This is a genomic window from Cochlodiniinecator piscidefendens (genome assembly GCF_011326755.1).
Taxonomy (GTDB): domain Bacteria; phylum Pseudomonadota; class Alphaproteobacteria; order Rhodobacterales; family Rhodobacteraceae; genus Cochlodiniinecator; species Cochlodiniinecator piscidefendens.
Genome location: NZ_JAAOIE010000001.1, coordinates 335,209 through 351,423 on the forward strand (window position 1 = coordinate 335,209; position 16,215 = coordinate 351,423).

The window sequence follows — 16,215 nt, forward strand, 5'->3', positions numbered from 1 at the left end:
CTGCTTCGCTCTTTTCAGCCACCGAAAGGTCATGCCAATGCAACAAAATCGCAAACTCGTGGATATCGATCCTCCTGAAGGCAAGCCGCACCGGTTTGTGTTTCTGTTGTTGCACAATTTCACGATGCTTTCCTTTGCGAGCGCAATTGAGCCTCTGCGTCTGGCCAACCAAGCTGCCGATCAAACACTCTATGAATGGGTGCTTGCAGGTGAAGGCGGCGAAGAAGTCCTATGTTCGAACAACGCGACCTTCAAACTTCATTTAGGTTTAGAAGAAGTCCGGCGTGATGATATCATATTGGTGTGTGGTGGCATCGAAATCCAACAGGCCTCTACGCCTGCTGTTCTCAATTGGCTGCGCAAGCAATCCCGACACGGCGTTGTCATCGGTGGATTGTGCACGGCCGCCTACACACTGGCACGCGCGGGTTTACTCGATTCAAAACGCGCAACAATCCACTGGGAAAACCAAGACAGTTTTGCGGAAGAATTCGATGAAGTTAACCTGACCAAATCGGTGTTCGTCATGGATGGAAAACGCTACACAACAGCCGGTGGCACTTCTTCTATTGATTTGATGCTCAAGCTAATTGCCGATCATCACAACGAAGATTTGGCCAATGCCGTCGCTGATCAGTTGATTTATTCGTCTATTCGTACAGATCAGGATACCCAAAGACTGTCTGTTCCGTCGCGTATCGGCGTGCGCCATCCAAAGTTGTCGACAGTCATCCAACTTATGGAACAAAATATCGAAGAACCTATTTCGCCATCCACCTTGGCGAAAGACGTAGGTATGTCGACGCGACAACTTGAACGCCTGTTCCGTCGCTATCTCAACCGTAGTCCAAAACGTTATTATATGGAGCTAAGGCTGCAAAAGGCGCGCAATCTTTTGATGCAAACGGATATGAGCGTTATCAACGTCGCTTTGGCCTGTGGTTTTGCGTCGCCGTCGCATTTTTCCAAATGCTACCGGTCACATTATAACACCACCCCGTACCGGGAACGCGGTTCACAATCTACACGGCTGTCAATCTAAAGAACCTGTGGTGTACTTACGTACACTACAGTAATTCAATTCGTCGAATTCGGGATAAAAAAATCGGCTAGAATCGGTATTTCACATTCTTTAAATCACCATCCTATTGGAACAAAATTTCAAAAATCCCCCATATTACAATGCGATAAAGAACATCGTTGGCGATTCTATCTTTCCCGGTTTCCCTTTTTGCGAATCGTCATTAAGGTGAGCGCAGAAAAACCAATATGGGAGAGAAAATAATGAAAAAAATGCTCATGGCGACCGCAGCAACCGCACTATTGGCGGGAACAGCTTCTGCAGACGACGTCAAACTCGGCATCCTCATCGGCTTCACCGGTCCAATTGAATCACTTGCAACCCACATGGGCGCAGGCGCAGAGCTTGCGATCTCTGAAGTAAACGCTGCTGGTGGTATTTTAGACGGTACAAACGTTGCTGGCGTACGCGCTGATACAGGTTGTATCGACAACGGCTTATCCACATCAAACGCTGAACGTCTGATTTCTGCTGAAGGCGTTTCTGGCCTGATCGGTGGCGACTGTTCTGGTGTGACTGGTGCGATTTTGCAAAACGTCGCAATTCCAAACGGCATGGTTATGATTTCACCGTCAGCAACTTCGCCCGCTCTATCAACCGTAGAAGACCAAGGCCTTTTCTTCCGCACAGCACCATCTGATGCGCGTGAAGGTCAGGTTATGGCTGAAATCCTAATGGATCGCGGTTTCCAATCTGTTGCATTGACCTACACAAACAACGACTACGGCAAAGGTTTGGCTGACGCATTCCAAGCTGCTTACGAAGCGGCTGGCGGTTCTGTCACCATCAATGCTGCACACGAAGATGGCAAAGCAGACTATTCAGCTGAGGTTGGCGCGCTTGCATCTGCAGGCGGCGATATTCTTGTTGTTGCTGGTTACCTTGACCAAGGTGGTCTTGGCATCATCAATGCTTCGCTTGACTCTGGCGCGTTCGAACAATTTGTTCTGCCGGGTGGCATGATCGGTGACTCTCTGCCAGAAAATGTTGGCCCAGACCTTAATGGTTCATTTGGTCAAATCGCTGGCGCACCTGGTCGCGGTTCTGAAACTATGGCTGCTTTCGGCGAAGAGCATGGTTTTGAAGGCACCTCACCTTACGCACCAGAAAGCTATGACGCAGCAGCATTGTTCATGCTTGCAATGGAAGCATCAGGTTCATCTGATCCAGCTGATTACGTTGGTGAAATCCTGAACGTTGCAAACGCACCAGGCGAAGAAATCTACCCAGGTGAACTCGCAAAAGCATTGGACATCCTGCGTGCCGGTGGTGAAATCGATTACGTTGGTGGTTCTGCTGTTGAATTGATCGGTGGCGGCGAAAGCGCTGGTTCTTACCGTGAAATCGAAGTGCAAGACGGCGCAAACACAACCGTACGTTTCCGCTAAGTTCTGAAACACAAACGCAAGCAGCCCGGGCAGGTTCCCGGGCTGTTTTCATAAGAAGGGTCAAAAAAATGATCCACCAAACAAGGGGAAGTGGGACATGATCGTCGTTGACGGATTGGTCAAAAAGTTTGGCGGCTTCCACGCTGTTGATGGGGCATCGCTCTCTATCGAAAAAGGTACGATTACGGGGCTTATTGGCCCGAATGGCGCCGGGAAAACCACATTATTCAACGTGATTGCCGGGGTTCATAGCCCAACGGCAGGACGTGTAACCATGCAAGGCGAAGACATTACCGGTCTGCCGCCGCATGAACTATTTCATAAGGGCCTCCTGCGAACATTTCAGATCGCGCATGAATTTAGCTCAATGACATGCCGTGAAAATCTAATGATGGTTCCAGGCGGTCAATCCGGCGAAACGCTGTGGAATACATGGTTTGGACGCAAACGCATCGCTGAAGAAGAACGGGCGTTGCGCGCGAAAGCGGACGAAGTACTTGAGTTTTTGACAATCGAACATTTGTCAGAACAACGCGCGGGTGAAATCTCAGGCGGTCAGAAAAAGCTGCTCGAACTAGGGCGTACCATGATGGTCGACGCCAAGATCGTATTCTTGGATGAGGTTGGCGCAGGTGTGAACCGCACATTGCTAAACACTATTGGCGACGCGATTGTACGCCTCAACAAAGAACGTGATTACACCTTTGTTGTGATTGAACATGACATGGATTTCATCGGCCGCATTTGCGATCCCGTTATCTGTATGGCAGAGGGCAAGGTCCTGGCCGAAGGCACGCTGGATGAAATCAAAGCCAACGAACAGGTCATCGAAGCCTATCTGGGCACTGGCCTCAAAAACAAAGTGAAAGAGGAGACAGGCGCATGAGCGAACCTTTCCTCATCGGGGATAAAATGACCGGGGGCTACGGTAAGGGCCCTGATATTCTCCATGATTGTACACTTGCTGTAAACAAAGGCGAAATCGCTGTGATTGTCGGGCCAAATGGCGCTGGAAAATCCACAGCGATGAAGGCCGTTTTCGGTATGTTAAACGTCCATACAGGCGCTGTGCGTTTGAATGGCGAAGACATAACAAAGCTTTCGCCTCAGGCACGCGTTGCCAAAGGCATGGGGTTTGTGCCGCAAACCTCTAACATTTTCACATCAATGACCGTTGAAGAAAACCTAGAGATGGGTGCCTTCCTACGCGAAGACGGCATGGAAGAAACCATGCAACAGGTTTATGATCTGTTTCCTATTCTAAAGGAAAAACGCCTTCAGGCCGCGGGTGAGCTTTCGGGTGGCCAGCGTCAACAGGTTGCGGTTGGTCGCGCTTTGATGACCAAACCAACGGTGCTGATGCTAGATGAACCCACAGCAGGCGTTTCACCTATTGTGATGGATGAACTTTTTGATCGTATTATAGAAGTGGCCCGTACTGGGATCTCAATTTTGATGGTCGAACAAAACGCAAGGCAAGCACTTGAAATCGCGGATAAAGGTTATGTTCTCGTGCAAGGTGCCAATCGCTTCACCGACACCGGACAGGCCCTACTGGCCGACCCCGAAGTCCGCAAATCTTTCTTGGGGGGTTAAGAGATGGATCTTTTAAACGCATTTATCGCGCTATCAAACTTCGTTCTCATCCCCGGCATTGCATATGGCAGCCAACTCGCGCTTGGTGCGCTTGGGGTTACGTTAATCTACGGCATCTTGCGCTTTTCCAACTTTGCGCACGGCGACACGATGGCCTTTGGCGCAATGGCAACAATCATGGTCACATGGTTGCTTCAGTCTTGGGGTATTTCACTTGGGCCACTTCCAACAGCACTGCTCGCCCTGCCCTTTGGTATCGCGTTTACTGCGCTGTTATTGTTGGGGACAGACCGGGTAATTTATCGGTTTTACCGCACCCAAAAATCTCCGCCAGTGATTTTCTTAATCGTGTCATTGGGCGTCATGTTCATCATGAACGGCCTTGTGCGCTTCATCATTGGGCCTGGTGATCAACGTTTTGCAGATGGCGAACGCTTCATCATCAGAGCTCGTGAATTCAAAGCGTGGACCGGATTGTCCGAAGGTCTGGCCTTTAAAACATCGCAAGGCATCACCGTCATCACCGCAGTGATCGTGGTTGCATGGTTGTTTTGGTTCCTGAACAAAACACGCACCGGTAAATCTATGCGCGCGTTTTCTGACAACGAAGATCTGGCGTTGCTGTCCGGGATTAATCCCGAACGTGTCGTGACCATTACGTGGATCTTGGTGGCGGCTTTGGCGACAATCGCGGGTGTACTGTATGGTCTGGACAAAGGGTTTAAACCTTTCACCTACTTCCAACTCTTGCTGCCCATCTTTGCGGCGGCCATTGTTGGCGGATTGGGGAATCCGCTTGGTGCGATCACCGGCGGGTTTGTCATCGCGTTTTCCGAAGTCACAATCACTTATGCCTTTAAAAAGGTGCTGACTTACATCCTACCGGACAGTTTGGATCCAACTGGGCTCGTGCAGCTTTTATCCACCGATTACAAATTCGCGGTGTCATTTGTTATTCTGATCATCGTGTTGCTGTTTAAACCAACCGGCCTGTTCAAAGGAAAAGCGCTATGACTGTAAACATGAAAAATATCTCTTTGTTTGCGCTTGTTGGTGTTTTGATCATCGGCGCAGGCATTATCCAAGGGGCAAACACTGCTCTGCTCATCCTTAACTTTGGTCTCATTTCCGCAATCATGTCCTTAGGGGTGAACCTGCAATGGGGCCTCGCTGGGCTGTTGAATGTCGGAGTTATGGGGTTCGTTGCCTTGGGCGGTTTGGCCGCTGTATTGGTTTCGATGCCGACAACTTACGATGCATGGTCTGCGGGCGGTGGACGTATGATCGTGGCCTTATTGGTTGGGCTCGGTGCAATTATTGCCACTGTTTTTGCCTATAAAAAGCTACCCGCTGGTAAAACCCGCACACTTGCGATCCTTGTTCTATTGATTGCTGGGTTTTTCTTATTCCGTAGTTTATTTGACGCGGCCGTCACAGAAATTGAACGCGTCAATCCGGCGGGAACGGGATATCTAGGTGGTTTGGGCTTGCCTGTGATTATCTCATGGCCTGTTGGTGGTTTGCTTGCCGCTGGTGCTGCGTGGGTTATTGGTAAAGTCGCGCTTGGGCTTCGGTCTGATTATCTGGCGATTGCAACGCTTGGCATTGCAGAAATCATTATCTCTTTGCTGAAAAACGAAGATTGGCTAAGCCGTGGCGTTAAAAACGTCGTGGGTATTCCACGCCCGGTCCCTTACGAAGTTGACCTTCAAGCATCGCAAGCATTCATCGACACTGCAGCCAGCATTGGGTTTGAACCTGTTCTAGCCTCTACCCTGTTTGTTAAACTGTGTTATGCGGCATTGTTTACGACAGTTCTGTTGATCTTACTTTGGTTGTCTCAAATGGCGCTCAACTCCCCTTGGGGGCGCATGATGCGTGCTATTCGTGATAATGAAGTGTCTTCTCAAGCGATGGGTAAAAACATCACGGCACGTCACCTGCAGATTTTTATTCTCGGTTCCGCCATTTGCGGTATTGCTGGCGCCATGATGACGACACTTGATAGTCAGCTCACCCCGACAGCGTACCAGCCATTGCGTTTCACCTTTCTCGTTTGGGTGATGGTCATTGTCGGTGGGTCAGGTAACAACTGGGGTTCGGTTCTCGGCGGGTTCCTCATTTGGTTCCTTTGGGTCGAAGTAGAACCCATGGGCGCTGCACTGATGAATTTGATCACTGCACCAATGGCTGATGGTTACTGGCTAAAGGATCATTTGCTTGAATCAGTTGCCCATATGCGACTTTTGACTATGGGGATTATTTTAATCGTGGTCCTCAGGTTTAGTCCCAAAGGCCTGATCCCAGAAAAATAACTTCAAAACCCCCGCCTTTTTGGTGGGGGTTTTTCGTTGAGACACAGCGTCACGCTTTACAGAGCCTATAGACATTCGTTATCTGAACATGCGTTCAATTAAAGGGCTATGTGATGCAAATACAAACGACCAAAGCAATTATCACCGGTGGTGCCTCTGGTTTAGGCGAGGCCACAGCGCGTGTTCTTCGCGCTGCTGGGGCCGAAATCACGCTATTGGATCGCGACGCCACGCGTGGGCCTCTGGTCGCCTCAGAAATAGGTGGGCATTTTGTTGAAACAGATGTCACAGACGAACAATCCGTAGCGACCGCGATAGAAAAAGCTTCTGGCGCAATGAGCGGATTAAATGCCTGTATCAATTGCGCAGGTATCGCGACAGGTGAAAAAACCGTCGGGCGCAACGGTGCGCACGCATTGGATAGTTTTCAACGCACTATAAATATCAATTTGGTCGGTAGTTTTAACGTCTTACGACTTGCTGCGGCGCAGATGGCCAACAACACCCCCAACGAGGACGGCGAACGCGGCGTGATCGTCAACACAGCGTCTATTGCTGCTTTTGACGGGCAAAAAGGTCAGGCCGCCTATGGTGCCTCTAAGGCAGGCATAGCGGGCCTAACACTTCCGGTTGCTCGTGACCTAAGTTCAATTGGAGTGCGGATCATGGCCATCGCGCCGGGAATTTTCCTAACCCCCATGTTAGAAGGTTTGGGGCAGGACATTATAGACGGCCTGTCAGCGGATGTGACCTTTCCAAAACGGTTGGGTAAACCATCTGAATTTGCACGCTTGGCCCAGTTCATCATCGAAAGCCCCTACCTCAACGGCGAAGTCATTCGCATTGATGGCGCACTTAGAATGCAATGAAAAGCGGGACTTAGGCCCCTGCTTTCTCTTCGAGCATCATCCACTCTTCCTCAGCGTCCGACAGAGCCGCATGGCGTTCTACCAATGCATCAGAGCCTTTTTGAAACTTCACCGGTTCTTTGGTGAACATATCAGGGTCGGATAAGAACACCTCAAGCTTGGCAATCTCAGCCTCTAGGCGTTCGATCACGGCTGGCAGTTCTTCCAATCGATGTTTTTCGGTAAACGATAACCCTGTCTCAACAGGCCTTTCAGCTTTTAGCATATCTGATTTTTTTGCTTTGGGTTTCGCTTTTTCTTCGGCTTTCTCAACGACACCGCGTTGGATCTGATAATCACTCCAGCCCCCGGCATAGGTCGTCGCAATTCCATTGCCTTCCATCGCGATGGTTTTTTCCGCGACCCGATCTAAGAAGTCCCGATCGTGGCTGACCAATAGAACTGTACCGTCATATTCGCCCAATATGTCTTGCAACAAATCCAATGTTTCCACATCGAGATCGTTGGTCGGCTCATCCAAGATCAAAACATTTGATGGTTTAGCCATCAGTTTTGAAAGTAAAAGCCGGGCTTTTTCACCACCAGACAAAGATCGAACCGGCGCACGCGCCTGTGCTTCGTCAAATAGGAACTCTTTTAGATAGCCAACCACATGGCGGGGCATACCGCGCACCATGATTTGGTCGGCTTTACCTGAAACGCCCAGCTCTGGGTCGCTCGCTAAGCTGTCCCAAAGGGTCATATCCGGATCAAGCTGCGCGCGATTCTGATCAAACACAGCCAATTCAAGGTTGGTGCCCAGTTGAATAGAACCACTGTCAGGCGTTTCTTGGCCGATCAGCATTTTCAGCAATGTGGTTTTGCCAGCACCATTGGGGCCAACAAATGCGATACGATCCCCGCGTAACACGCGCAGAGAAAACGGATTTAGGATCGTTTTATCGCCGTAGGACTTTGAAATATCCACCGCTTCGATCACACGCTTGCCTGATTTGCTTCCACTTTCCATCGCCATTGCGGCCGTGCCTTGGCGTTTAATTTGTGCGGCGCGGTCGGCCTTCATTTCATGCAATGCACGCAAGCGGCCTTGGTTACGTTTCCGACGTGCTGAAATGCCCTCAACAGCCCACCGTGCCTCGGCTTTGATCTTGCGGTTTAGCTTGTGACGTTGTTCGTCTTCTTCTTCCCAGGTCTTATCACGCCAAGCCTCAAAAGCGGCGAAGCCTTTCTCCTGACGCTTTACAGAACCTCTATCAATCCAAAGGGTTGCACGCGTAAGTTCATTTAAGAATGCCCTATCGTGACTGATCAACACATAGGCCGCGCGCGTTTCTTTAAGCTCGCGTTCGAGCCAACCAATGGCTTCGATATCTAAGTGGTTGGTCGGTTCGTCTAACAGCATCAGTTCAGGCGCTTCGGCCAAGAGTTTCGCCAATGCCGCGCGGCGGCGTTCCCCACCTGAGGCCGTATCGACCGGCGTATCTGGATTAAACTTCAGCCCTTCGGCCACCATCGCCACCTTATAAGACTCAGATGCGTCAAGCCCGCTCGCTGCGAAATCGCCAAGGGTTGCAAAGGCCGATAAATCTGGATCTTGATCCATATAACCAACGCTAATTCCGGGTGGCACAACACGTTGCCCGCTGTCAGCTTCGACCAGCGCGGCCATCACCTTCATCAAGGTGGATTTTCCTGACCCGTTACGTCCAACCAAAGCGACACGGTCGCCCTGTTGCACCACGAGATCTAGGTTTGCAAAAATCGGATCACCCCCAAAGGTGAGCGCGATATCGGAGAGTTGAAGTAAAGGTATACGTGCCATGGCCTCGGGCTATCTGCCCCATCGACGAAGGTCAATCCTTAACCCGAAATCACGCGTAATAGACGTTTACGGCCTTCTGAAATTCCAGCCACCTCTAGACCCGTAAAAACATGTAACGTGTTCAAATCACGATCAATAACAGCGTGATCGCTCACCCACCCCCCCATCATCAGATAGGTGCGCAACAATTGCGGCAATTCTAACAAAGCCTTTTTAGGATCGTAAGAGGTGTTTGAAACCTTTGAAAACTCATAAATTTCTTTGGCTCTTACGGTGGGTTGTTTCATTTCGGGTGCAAGGTGCTTTCGCGTAAGCAAACCAAAAGCATTTTGATAGACAACCGGATCTGTGCCTGTGAACGAAGTGCATCCAAACATGAATTTGATATCGTGTTCATCCACAATGCTAGTCAATGTGGCCCATGCCATGCGCAGCACATCAGGATCAGACACACTTGGATCGATGCAAAACCGGCCAAGCTCAAGCATTGGAGCATTAAAGTCAGATGAACGAGGCAAACCGTAGAACTGGGCACAGTATCCCCTGTTCAATTCAGTTTCGGTTTTCACAATCTGAATTCGAAAACACCCGACTAACTCAGCAGAATAACTGTCTTCGATCAGAACGTGTTTGAAAATAACGTCGAAATCATCCGCATCGGTGGCATAATTAGAATCATAAAAAACGCGCGCGCGCAAACGCTGCGCTTTTAACAAGTCTTCATCATTTTGCGCATAGCGACTTACATATCGGCCAGCCAAAATTGACACATCTTTGCCTTTTGTAATTGATGCCCGCCCAAACAGGCACCCAGTTTACAATGCGTAATATACGCCAATCCGCGCCAAAAACACAGTAGCAGTTCTATTTTTAATTTAAGAACTGGCTCGCATCCAGCACACCAAAGTTCCCAAGGAGCTGCTGCAAGAATGAAACGCCTTCGATGTTGCTATCGGTGACACGTCTGGAAAGCACCACAACATTTCCGTCTTCTAATCCGAAGCGCTCGATATTCTGAACGACTCCATCGGAATCAAACGAAACGGCAAGAACTTCGCGTTCAATTTCAACAGGCGCGCGCCAAGCAAGATGTTGCCAACGGCTTTGCACATAATACCAACCGCTTCCGGCAAGAATACCTGCAGCAGTGGGGCGGCCAATCGATTCAGCTACGCTATCTTGGGTATCAACGCCAATAATTACGTTATCCAAATCCTCATCAAGAGGCACGTAACCGTGATTGCGATAGGTCGATGTACAAGACGCAAGCGCCAATACAGCAGCCAATACGACGCCTTTTTTCCAATGGTTACGACCTACTATCATATCTCGACCTCTTGCCATGCCTTGCATTGCCTCGTATCCGACTTACAGAATGAATGAGCTCTATTCAAGAAAGGAAGCGCACGCATCATGTCCAAAGCACCTGCACCCGCTATGACTCACCCTTTGCGTGTGGCGGATCTTCCGACACGCAAACCCACACGTTTTTCGCTGACACCCTCATCTGCTGAACTGAAAATGATCGCAGCACAGCTTGGATTGCTTGATCTGCGCAAATTGCGTTTTGAGGGCACGTTAGCAGCCAAAGGTAAATCAGATTGGCAATTGAACGCCGCACTCGGGGCAACGGTTGTGCAGTCTTGTAGTGTAACGCTAGATCCGGTCACCACGCGTATTGATGAAGATACCGTTCGCAACTACGCAACATCTTTGCCCGAGTATGAAGAAGCCAGCGAAACTGAAATGCCAGATGATGACAACCTCGATCTTTTGCCCGCAACAATTGATCTAGCGGAAGTCATGTTGGAAGCGCTGTCAATTGCGCTCCCGCTTTATCCCAGATCAGAAAATGCCGCTCTGGGAGAGGCCGTTTTTACCGAAGAAGGCACCGCCCCCATGCGTGACGAAGATACCCGTCCTTTTGCAGGTCTCGCGGCCCTACGTGACAAACTACAAAAAGACGATTAGGAAGAGTAAAGAAAGCACTTGCGTTGGTTGGGAATTGCACTATGTTCCCGGCCTCATTGAGATCACTGGGATTGCAGAGTCGTATCATACCGATACCTAGGCAAAACCCAAAGAAAACTGGGGCTTAGCTAAAACAGCCCCCTTGAATACTGAGGTTGTGACATGGCTGTCCCACAGAATAAAATCACGAAGTCGCGCCGCAACATGCGCCGTTCACACGATGCTTTGGTTGCGGGTAACCCTGCTGAATGCCCAAGCTGCGGCGAGTTGAAGCGCCCTCACCACGTTTGTGGTGCATGTGGCCACTACGCTGATCGCGAAGTTGTTGCGATGGCAAATGAGGTTGATTTGGACGACGAAGACGCGGCATAAGCCTGCGTCTCGTTGCGCCCGGCATGACGACGGCGAATACCCCTCAGAACGGCTCGGGTGCAGCGCGCACCATCATCTCAGTTGATGCGATGGGATCAGATCGTGGACCGGCGGCAGTAGTCGCCGGTATTGCCTTGTCTGCGGATAAAAACCCAGACATCGGGTTTATCGTTCACGGCGATAAAAATGTATTGCTTCCCCTCATTCGCAAACGCAAAGGCCTAGAGGCTGTTTGCGAAATCCGTCACACCGAAGACGTTGTGACCATGGACGCAAAACCCAGTCACGTTATGCGTCACGGTAAAGCCACATCTATGTGGTCAACCATCGATGCTGTGCGCAACGGCGAGGCCACTGTCGCGGTGTCCTGCGGAAACACCGGTGCCCTTATGGCCGTTTCCATGATTCGCCTGCGAAAACTCGAAGGTATCAATCGCCCTGCCATCGCCTGCCTATGGCCATCGCGTAATCCTGGTGGCTTTAATGTCATGTTGGATGTGGGTGCAGATATTCGAGCTGATGAAGAAGATTTACTGCAATACGCGCTGATGGGGGCGTCTTATGCCCGCAACGGTCTCGGCCTTGAGCGTCCTCGCATTGGATTGCTGAATGTCGGAACCGAAGAACATAAAGGACGCGCAGAGCTGAAAGTCGCCAGCGATATGATCGCTGAAATGGCCGACACAGCGCAGTTCGAATATGTCGGCTTTGTCGAAGGCGGAGACATCCCAAGTGATCGCGTCGATGTCATCGTAACCGATGGCTTCACCGGCAACATCGCCCTTAAAACCGCCGAAGGAATTGCTGGACTTATCAGTCAGTTCCTGCGCGAAGCTTTTAAACATACTTTCTTGTCGCGTATCGCCGCTGTGCTTGCTCTGACATCTCTAAAGCGACTGCAAAAACGCACCGACCCTCGCAGGGTCAATGGTGGCGTGTTTCTCGGGTTGAACGGGACCGTTGTGAAATCACATGGCTCTGCTGATGCAACCGGTGTTTCAGCCGCGATCAAACTGGCTTACACTTTGGCGCAAAAAGGTTTTTCAGAGAAACTGGCCGCGCGGGTTGCATCTGCGCACAGCGCACGACAAGATGGCACAATCACAGACCAAAAGGACGGATCTTCCGTATGACACTTCGCGCCGTCGTCAAGGGCGTTGGGCATTATTTGCCTGAACGTATCGTTCCGAATTCAGAATTCGAAGCGACAATAGACACCAGCGATGCATGGATTCGCTCCCGTTCAGGTATTGAACGTCGCCATTTTGCCGCCGAAGGTGAAACAACTTCGATGCTGGCCACCAATGCCGCCCAAGCTGCATTGAAGGACGCCGGTCTGGTTGCAGATGATATCGACGCAATAGTTGTAGCGACATCAACCGCAGATCTGACGTTCCCCTCAGCAGCGACAATGGTTCAAGGTGCACTTGGCATGACCAAAGGCTTTGCCTTTGACGTTCAGGCTGTGTGCGCAGGGTTTGTCTTTGCGCTTACAAATGCGAACGCATTGATCGTGTCAGGCCAAGCAAAACGCGCGCTGGTTATCGGTGCGGAAACGTTTAGCCGCATTATGGATTGGGAAGATCGCACAACCTCCGTTTTGTTTGGGGACGGCGCCGGTGCACTCGTGTTGGAAGCTGTTGAAAGCGATGGCACAACAGACGACCGCGGCGTGTTGTCAACTGACCTCAATTCAGACGGTCGTTACAAAGATTTGCTTTATGTGGATGGTGGAGTTTCGACCCATACAACCGGTCATTTACGTATGCAAGGCAAAGAGGTTTTCCGCCACGCCGTTGAAAAATTGGCAAAAACAGCCAACACCGCGCTGGAAAAGGTTGGACTAACCAGCGAAGATGTCGATTGGATTGTTCCACATCAAGCAAATATCCGGATCATCGCAGGCACCGCGAAGAAAATGGGCTTACCGATGGACCGTGTCGTTGTCACGGTTCAAGATCACGGCAACACTTCTGCAGCATCGATTCCTCTGGCGTTGTCCGTTGGAAAAGCAAATGGGCAGATCAAAGAGGGTGATTTGGTCGTGACCGAAGCCATTGGTGGCGGTTTAGCATGGGGTTCGGTGGTTATTCGCTGGTAAAAGGCGTTTTAACGACGGGTTCCAAGCTGTTGATATTGACTCGGAAAAACCTCTCCGACTATTCTGTTCTGCAAAACCGGAGGGACCAGCATGACCAATAAGACCCTAACACGCATGGATCTGAGCGAAGCCGTGTTCCGAGAAGTCGGATTGTCACGTAATGAATCTGCGGAACTTGTTGAGAGCGTCCTGCTGCATGTTTCAGATGCTCTGGTTTCAGGGGAATCCGTTAAAATTTCATCTTTTGGTACCTTCAGTGTTCGTGACAAAGCGGCCCGCGTTGGCCGCAACCCAAAAACCGGTGAGGAAGTTCCGATCACACCGCGTCGGGTCATGACGTTCCGCCCGTCACATCTGATGAAAGACCGCGTTGCCGACGGCAACAAAGGTTAATTCAGGGCATTTCAAAACATGGGAAGTAAATCCGCTGACGCGTTTCGTACAATCCGCGAGGTTGCTGAGTGGATCGATACACCAGCGCATGTTCTACGGTTTTGGGAAAGCAAATTTACCCAAATTAAACCGGTAAAACGCGCAGGAGGACGGCGTTACTATCGCCCAGCCGATATGCTACTTATTGGTGGTATTAAAAAGCTGCTGCACGACGATGGCATGACCATCAAAGGCGTACAAAAAATCTTACAATCCGAGGGGCCAAAAGGCGTTGCCGCGCATTCTCAACCCTTGGAGGGTAACTTTGATGGTGCTGAAATAGAATCTATTGATGTAGCACCAATGCCAGAAGCAACAACACCCGCCCCAACCGCACATCCTGAAGTCTTAGAAACCGCTGATACTGCTGAGGATGTGACACCAGATGTCGAAACGGCGGCACCGGAACCGATCATTGAAGCGGAACCAATAGAAGAATCCGTGACCGATGCAGAGGTTGAAGTGGAAATCGACGCTCCGCCTACGCTGAAAACCGAACCCGTTTCTGAACCCGAGACCTCCTTACATTCAGAAGAACAGTCGCTTGAAGAGGTTCTACCCGAGCCTTCACCTAACAATGCGCCAGAAATCGCGGATTTAGCAGAACCGGCAGAGGTAGAAGCCCAAAATCCTGAACCTACTGAGCCCGTTCAGGTGGAACTCTTTGAGGAAGCCGTTGAAACAACTTCGACAGAAACCGACGTTATCGATGCTTCGCTTCCAGAAGGTATAGATGAACCAGAAACGCATGATGTCACTGTATCGGACGACACAGCCCCGAAGGTTATAATCGCGGCATCAGTACCCAACGACCCTGCCGATGATGCTTTACTTCCTGACGCCACAAGTTTGATAACACAGATGAATTCTGCAAAATCCGAACTTAATGCTTCGCAGATTGAGAAATTGCAGTCTGTTCATAAAGTGTTGGCTTCGCTCAAAACGCGCATGGCAGAGAACGCACAAAAATGAACGGCAAAAACAACGTTTTCAGGCTTGCGCCCCGACATAAAACCAGTATGAAGGTCGCAGTTCGGGCTATGGCGCAGCCTGGTAGCGCGTCCGTCTGGGGGACGGAAGGTCGCAGGTTCGAGTCCTGCTAGCCCGACCAAATACAACAACCGCCCATGCCTTTTGGTATCGGGCGGTTTTGTTTAACCGAAGAACGAACAGCTAAGGATACATTGGATATGCATGGGGTTCTACCGAATCAAACGCTGGCTGATATGATCCAATCTGGGGTTATCGGGGCTACACCCGCTATTACTCCAGAACAAATTCAACCCGCTAGTCTCGACCTTAGATTAGGCAAAGTAGCCTATCGCGTTCGTGCCTCGTTTTTGACGGGCGCAGGTGTGAGCGTTGCTGATCGGTTAAACGAATTTGAAATGCACCGGATAGATTTGACCGAAGGTGCGGTTCTCGAAAAGGGCGCGGTATATGTCGTGCCATTGATGGAACACCTCAATCTACCTGACGGAATACAAGCCGTCGCCAATGCCAAAAGCTCGACCGGACGGCTCGACCTTCTGACCCGCACCATAACGGATGGTGGTGTTGAATTTGATCGCATCTCTTCCGGGTATAGCGGTCCTTTGTATGCGGAAATTTGCCCCCGCTCCTTTTCTGTGCTTGTACGCCCTGGTATGCGGCTGAATCAAATTCGGTTTCGTCAAGGTCAGGCTGTTCTAACAGATGACGAATTGCGCCAGCGTCACGCCTCTGTCGGTTTGGTTTCCGGCGATGCGCATATTGACGAAGGTTTGGGATTCTCTGTTGATCTTCGCCCGACACAAGGCGACCTTGTCGGCTTTCGTGCGAAGCCTCACACCGGGGTCATCGATCTGGATCTCATCAACCACTACGACCCCGACGAATATTGGGAGCCCATCCATACGACACAAGGGCAGATCATCTTAGATCCCGGTGCATTCTACATTTTGGTCAGCCGGGAAGCCGTTCACATCCCGCCGGATTGTGCAGCAGAAATGGCGCCTTATCTAGCCATGGTTGGAGAATTCCGCGTGCATTATGCTGGCTTCTTTGATCCCGGCTTTGGACATGATCCGGCAGGCGGCGCTGGTTCGCGCGGTGTGCTGGAGGTGCGCTGCCACGAAGCCCCCTTTGTACTGGAACACGGACAGGTCGTCGGGCGTTTAATTTACGAACGGATGGCCGAGGACCCAACCCAGCTATATGGTGCTGGCATTGCGTCAAATTACCAAGGTCAAGGGTTGAAATTATCAAAACATTTCAAGTCACTATAAA

At 50.5% G+C, this 16,215-nt stretch carries 17 protein-coding genes and 1 tRNA gene; 15 read left to right on the plus strand and 3 right to left on the minus strand.

Going from position 1 to position 16,215, the window contains the following annotated elements:
* Positions 1-37: 37 nt before the first annotated feature.
* From G9C99_RS01690 to G9C99_RS01720, 7 genes are all read left to right on the plus strand, one after another.
* Positions 38-1,042: a GlxA family transcriptional regulator gene (locus G9C99_RS01690; protein WP_166415722.1), complete on the plus strand. Its 1,005-nt coding sequence runs from the start codon at positions 38-40 to the stop codon at positions 1,040-1,042.
* Positions 1,043-1,284: 242 nt separating this feature from the next.
* Positions 1,285-2,469, plus strand: a complete 1,185-nt coding sequence (locus G9C99_RS01695) for an ABC transporter substrate-binding protein (RefSeq protein ID WP_166415723.1) — start codon at positions 1,285-1,287, stop codon at positions 2,467-2,469.
* A gap of 97 nt (positions 2,470-2,566) precedes the next feature.
* Complete coding sequence (locus tag G9C99_RS01700) at positions 2,567-3,355, plus strand: ABC transporter ATP-binding protein (protein WP_166415724.1); 789 nt, start codon at positions 2,567-2,569, stop codon at positions 3,353-3,355.
* Positions 3,352-4,065, plus strand: a complete 714-nt coding sequence (locus G9C99_RS01705; protein WP_166415725.1) for an ABC transporter ATP-binding protein — start codon at positions 3,352-3,354, stop codon at positions 4,063-4,065. Before G9C99_RS01700 ends, G9C99_RS01705 begins: the two co-directional genes overlap by 4 nt.
* Positions 4,066-4,068: 3 nt before the next feature.
* Positions 4,069-5,079, plus strand: a complete 1,011-nt coding sequence (locus tag G9C99_RS01710) for a branched-chain amino acid ABC transporter permease (protein WP_166415726.1) — start codon at positions 4,069-4,071, stop codon at positions 5,077-5,079.
* Positions 5,076-6,380 (plus strand): branched-chain amino acid ABC transporter permease, encoded by a 1,305-nt coding sequence (locus G9C99_RS01715; RefSeq protein WP_166415727.1) that lies wholly within the window; start codon positions 5,076-5,078, stop codon positions 6,378-6,380. The genes G9C99_RS01710 and G9C99_RS01715 overlap by 4 nt, the downstream gene beginning before the upstream one ends.
* Positions 6,381-6,493: 113 nt before the next feature.
* Positions 6,494-7,249 carry an SDR family NAD(P)-dependent oxidoreductase gene (locus G9C99_RS01720; RefSeq protein WP_166415728.1) on the plus strand — a complete coding sequence of 252 codons (756 nt, stop codon included), beginning with the start codon at positions 6,494-6,496 and terminating at the stop codon, positions 7,247-7,249.
* A 10-nt stretch (positions 7,250-7,259) separates the two neighbouring features.
* Here the strand turns inward: G9C99_RS01720 and G9C99_RS01725 are convergent, their stop codons facing one another.
* The 3 genes from G9C99_RS01725 to G9C99_RS01735 form a co-directional block, all read right to left on the minus strand.
* Positions 7,260-9,071 (minus strand): ABC-F family ATP-binding cassette domain-containing protein, encoded by a 1,812-nt coding sequence (locus G9C99_RS01725; protein WP_166415729.1) that lies wholly within the window; start codon positions 9,069-9,071, stop codon positions 7,260-7,262.
* A 38-nt stretch (positions 9,072-9,109) separates the two neighbouring features.
* Positions 9,110-9,841 carry a GNAT family N-acetyltransferase gene (locus tag G9C99_RS01730; RefSeq protein WP_166415730.1) on the minus strand — a complete coding sequence of 244 codons (732 nt, stop codon included), beginning with the start codon at positions 9,839-9,841 and terminating at the stop codon, positions 9,110-9,112.
* A gap of 100 nt (positions 9,842-9,941) precedes the next feature.
* The gene (locus G9C99_RS01735) at positions 9,942-10,397 is read right to left on the minus strand and encodes an outer membrane protein assembly factor BamE (RefSeq protein WP_166415731.1); all 456 of its coding nucleotides are present in this window, start codon (positions 10,395-10,397) and stop codon (positions 9,942-9,944) included.
* An 87-nt stretch (positions 10,398-10,484) separates the two neighbouring features.
* On the opposite strand from G9C99_RS01735, the gene G9C99_RS01740 reads away from it, so the two are divergent.
* The 8 genes from G9C99_RS01740 (at position 10,485) to G9C99_RS01775 (ending at position 16,214) form a co-directional block, all read left to right on the plus strand.
* Entirely contained in the window at positions 10,485-11,042 is a 558-nt protein-coding gene (locus G9C99_RS01740) for a YceD family protein (RefSeq protein WP_166415732.1), read from the plus strand.
* Positions 11,043-11,204: 162 nt separating this feature from the next.
* Positions 11,205-11,414 carry a 50S ribosomal protein L32 gene (rpmF, locus tag G9C99_RS01745; RefSeq protein WP_166415733.1) on the plus strand — a complete coding sequence of 70 codons (210 nt, stop codon included), beginning with the start codon at positions 11,205-11,207 and terminating at the stop codon, positions 11,412-11,414.
* Between the two features lie 23 nt (positions 11,415-11,437).
* Entirely contained in the window at positions 11,438-12,547 is a 1,110-nt protein-coding gene (gene plsX / locus G9C99_RS01750) for a phosphate acyltransferase PlsX (protein ID WP_166415734.1), read from the plus strand.
* The gene (locus G9C99_RS01755) at positions 12,544-13,515 is read left to right on the plus strand and encodes a beta-ketoacyl-ACP synthase III (protein ID WP_166415735.1); all 972 of its coding nucleotides are present in this window, start codon (positions 12,544-12,546) and stop codon (positions 13,513-13,515) included. Before plsX ends, G9C99_RS01755 begins: the two co-directional genes overlap by 4 nt.
* 90 nt (positions 13,516-13,605) lie before the next feature.
* Positions 13,606-13,908, plus strand: coding sequence for an integration host factor subunit alpha (gene ihfA / locus G9C99_RS01760; RefSeq protein ID WP_166415736.1), 303 nt, complete (start codon positions 13,606-13,608; stop codon positions 13,906-13,908).
* 18 nt (positions 13,909-13,926) lie between these two features.
* The gene (locus G9C99_RS18380; RefSeq protein WP_231703941.1) at positions 13,927-14,919 is read left to right on the plus strand and encodes a MerR family transcriptional regulator; all 993 of its coding nucleotides are present in this window, start codon (positions 13,927-13,929) and stop codon (positions 14,917-14,919) included.
* Positions 14,920-14,981: 62 nt separating this feature from the next.
* Positions 14,982-15,058: transfer RNA gene (locus tag G9C99_RS01770), tRNA-Pro, on the plus strand.
* Positions 15,059-15,137: 79 nt separating this feature from the next.
* Complete coding sequence (locus tag G9C99_RS01775; protein ID WP_166416279.1) at positions 15,138-16,214, plus strand: 2'-deoxycytidine 5'-triphosphate deaminase; 1,077 nt, start codon at positions 15,138-15,140, stop codon at positions 16,212-16,214.
* Position 16,215: the final 1 nt, after the last annotated feature.